The organism is Methylobacterium aquaticum, from assembly GCF_001043915.1.
Classification (GTDB): Bacteria; Pseudomonadota; Alphaproteobacteria; order Rhizobiales; family Beijerinckiaceae; genus Methylobacterium; species Methylobacterium aquaticum.
Map to the genome: position 1 here is coordinate 1 of NZ_LABX01000447.1, position 2440 is coordinate 2440.

At 71.0% G+C, this 2440-nt stretch carries 4 protein-coding genes; 2 read left to right on the plus strand and 2 right to left on the minus strand.

From position 1 onward, the window contains the following. Window positions 1-110: 110 nt before the first annotated feature. Both VP06_RS35720 and VP06_RS38685 read left to right on the plus strand, forming a co-directional pair. Window positions 111-338 (plus strand): type II toxin-antitoxin system death-on-curing family toxin, encoded by a 228-nt coding sequence (locus tag VP06_RS35720; RefSeq protein ID WP_280950267.1) that lies wholly within the window; start codon window positions 111-113, stop codon window positions 336-338. 24 nt (window positions 339-362) lie between these two features. Next, window positions 363-485 carry a hypothetical protein gene (locus VP06_RS38685; protein WP_280950268.1) on the plus strand — a complete coding sequence of 41 codons (123 nt, stop codon included), beginning with the start codon at window positions 363-365 and terminating at the stop codon, window positions 483-485. Between the two features lie 30 nt (window positions 486-515). Here the strand turns inward: VP06_RS38685 and ssuD are convergent, their stop codons facing one another. Both ssuD and VP06_RS33140 read right to left on the minus strand, forming a co-directional pair. After that, on the minus strand, window positions 516-1679 hold the full coding sequence (gene ssuD, locus VP06_RS33135) for an FMNH2-dependent alkanesulfonate monooxygenase (RefSeq protein ID WP_048468080.1): 1164 nt from the start codon (window positions 1677-1679) through the stop codon (window positions 516-518). A 28-nt stretch (window positions 1680-1707) separates the two neighbouring features. Continuing rightward, the coding region (locus VP06_RS33140; protein WP_048468081.1) for an ATP-binding cassette domain-containing protein at window positions 1708-2440 on the minus strand (733 nt) is incomplete at its 5' end.

The window sequence follows — 2440 nt, forward strand, 5'->3', positions numbered from 1 at the left end:
ATACCAACGGTCGTTGAAAACGACCTTTGGTTCTGTTCTCGAATTTTCGCCAAGCCTCTAGCTTAACATCGAAAATTCGAGATGGGTCAACGGCCCGATGCGTCAGCATCTTGGGCCGTTGGTATTATGGGCTCGGACTGGCTCGCAATCACGCTTTCCTGGACGGCAACAAACGGATGTCGGCCGTGGTGACCGAACTTTTCCTCGCCATCAACGGCTACGAGGTGACGGCTGCCGACGACGATGTCGTTTGGACCTGGACAGCCATCGCTGCGGCGGAGATGACGGAGGAGGACATCACGGCCTGGATCAGGCGCTTCGCCTCGGCTTCTCCGTAGCCACGAACGTAGTGGTCTCCGCTCATGGCGACACTCACGATCCGCGATCTCGACATCCAACTTGAAGAAGCGCTGCGCGCAACGGCCGGTGGCCATCGGTCGGCCGCCGCGGTTCGAGGAGTCATCATCCGCGACCACGGCGTCTGATCCCGGGTAGTTGCGGCCCGGACGCTCTCCTCAATGCGCCGACACCCCCCGCGCCGGCACGATGTCGTTGGCGATCACCTCGCCGAACGGGCCGTCGTTGCGCGCGCCCGTCGCCGCGGTGCCGGTGGTGCTGCGCAAGGGGAGCTTCGGGAAGACCAGCTCGGCGAAGCGGTAGGCTTCCTCCAGGTGCGGATAGCCGGAGAGGATGAAGCGGTCGATGCCGAGATCGATGTATTCCTTCATCCGGTCGGCGACCTGGTCGGGGGAGCCGACCAGCGCGGTGCCGGCCCCACCCCGCACCAGGCCGACGCCGGCCCAGAGGTTCGGCGAGACCACCAGCCTGTCGCGCCGGCCGCCATGGAGCTGCATCATCCGGCTCTGGCCGACGGAATCCTGGCGCGCCAGGGTCGCCTGCGCCTTGGCGATGGTGGCGTCGTCGAGGCGCGAGATCAGCGACTCCGCCGCCTCCCAGGCCGCGGACTCGGTCTCGCGCACGATGACGTGCAGGCGGATGCCGTAGGAGAAGGTCTTTCCGCGCGTCTCCGCCGCCTCGCGGGCCCGGGCGATCTTTTCCGCCACGCCGGCCGGGGGCTCGCCCCAGGTCAGGTAGACGTCGCAATGCTCGGCCGCGACCTCGATCCCGGCCGGCGACGAGCCGCCGAAATAGAGCGGCGGGTAGGGCTTCTGCACCGGCGGGAAGATCAGCCGGCCGTCCTCCACCTGGAGGTGCTCGCCCCGGTAGGTCACGGTCTCGCCGGCGAGGAGCCCGCGCCAGACCCGCAGGAACTCGTCGGTCACGGCGTAGCGCTCGTCATGGCCGAGGAACACGCCGTCGCCGCGCAGCTCCACCGGGTCGCCGCCCGTCACCACGTTGATGAGGAGGCGCCCGTCCGAGATCCGGTCGAGGGTGGCGGCCATCCGGGCGGCGGTCGAGGGCAGTTGCAGGCCCGGCCGCACCGCCACCAGGAAGCGCAGGCGCTGGGTCAGCGGTGCGAGCGCCGAGGCGACGACCCAGGAATCCTCGCAGGAGCGCCCGGTCGGCAGCAGCACGCCGAAATAGCCGAGCTCGTCCGCCGCCTGGGCGATCTGGCGCAGGTAGGGCAGGGTGACGGCCCGGGCGCCGTCCTGGGCGCCGAGATAACGGCCGTCGCCGTGGGTGGGCAGGAACCAGAGGACATCGGTCTGGCCGGTCATGGCAACAAGTCTCCGGGAAGGAGGGCGCTCACGCGCGCCCGTCGAGCAGGTGGTCGAGGATGCGGCCTTCGAGGGCCGCCAGATCCGGGTCGCCGCGGCGGCGCGGGCGGGGCACCGGCACCGCCAGGTCGAGGGCGATGCGGCCGGCCTCGACCACGAGGATGCGGTCGGCGAGCGCCACCGCCTCGGCGACGTCGTGGGTGACGAGGAGAGCCGTGAACCCTTGCCCGCGCCAGATCCGCTCGATCATCGCCTGCATGTCGATGCGGGTCAGCGCGTCGAGGGCCCCGAGGGGCTCGTCGAGGGCGAGCAGTCCCGGCCGGCTGACGAGGGCGCGGGCGAGCGCCACCCGCTGGCGCTGGCCGCCCGAGAGAGTGGCGGGCCACTGCTCCGCCTTCTCGGCGAGGCCGACCTCCTTGAGCGCCGCGGCGGCGCGGGCCCGCCGCTCCGCCGCCGTGCCGCCGCGCAGGCCGACCGCGACGTTGTCGAGGACGCTCGCCCAGGGCAGGAGGCGCGGCTCCTGGAACATGATTCGGCGCGGGGCGTCCCCACCCTCGACCGCGACGCGGCCGGCGCTCGGCGCTTCGAGGCCGAGGATCAGCCGCAGCAGGGTGGACTTGCCGCAGCCCGAGCGTCCGACCACGGCGACGAACTGGCCGGCGGGGATGTGCAGGTCGAGCCCGTCGATGACGGGCTTGCCGCCGTCGAAGCTCTTGGAGAGGCCCCGCAGGGTGAGGCCGAGGCCGGTCGCGCTCCGGTCG

Bases quoted from the DNA above. Each gene is read 5' to 3' on its own strand.
- ssuD (WP_048468080.1), bottom strand. From the start codon at position 1,679: ATGACCGGCCAGACCGATGTCCTCTGGTTCCTGCCCACCCACGGCGAC.
- VP06_RS38685 (WP_280950268.1), top strand. From the start codon at position 363: ATGGCGACACTCACGATCCGCGATCTCGACATCCAACTTGAAGAAGCG.